Here is a 689-nt window from a genome sequence, read left to right as displayed (position 1 = left end):
TTAACTTTTGCTTTTTCTTCATCTGTTAATTTGGCTGGATCTTTAACTTCTACCTTAGCTGCTGGTGTGTTTACTGCATTTCCTGCATTTGCTTTAGCTGCGTCTTCTGGTGACTTAGTCAAGTCTGTTGCTGGAATTACGGCTGTCTTACCTTCTGGAGTTGTGACTGTTGCATTTCCTTTATCATCTACTACTACTGTTGCACCTGGGTTCACAGCTTTAACTTTATCTGCGATGGCTGTCTTAGCTGCTTCATCTACACCTTTGGCTGGATCTACAACTACTTTATCCGCTGGTTTGACGATGTCGTTTCCTGCGTTTGGTTTAGCTGCGTCTTCTGGTGACTTAGTCAAGTCTGTTGCTGGAATTACGGCTGTCTTACCTTCTGGAGTTGTGACTGTCGCATTTCCTTTATCATCTACTACTACTGTTGCACCTGGGTTTACAGCTTTAACTTTATCTTCGATCGCTTTCTTCTCTTCTGGAGTTAAGTTAGCTGGATCTTTAACTGCTGTCTTATCTGCTGGTTTAACGATGTCGTTGCCTGCATTTGGTTTAGTTGCAGCTTCTGAATCTTTTGTCAAATCTGTTGCTGGAATTACGGCTGTCTTACCTTCTGGGGTTGTGACTGTCGCATTTCCTTTATCATCTACAACTACTGTTGCACCTGGGTTTACAGCTTTAACTTT

The 689-nt window shown here is 42.4% G+C and carries 1 protein-coding gene; it reads right to left on the bottom strand.

Annotated elements, in window-relative coordinates; genetic code table 11:
- Positions 1-689: MiiA motif-containing surface protein (locus K4Z77_RS00015; RefSeq protein ID WP_474104196.1), on the bottom strand; the 689-nt coding region annotated here is incomplete at both ends.

It is taken from the genome of Streptococcus mitis subsp. hohhotensis (genome assembly GCF_020089495.2).
GTDB lineage: Bacteria > Bacillota > Bacilli > Lactobacillales > Streptococcaceae > Streptococcus > Streptococcus hohhotensis.
The sequence above is the reverse complement of the archived record's forward strand: the minus strand, read 5'-3'. Positions and strand labels throughout refer to the sequence as shown.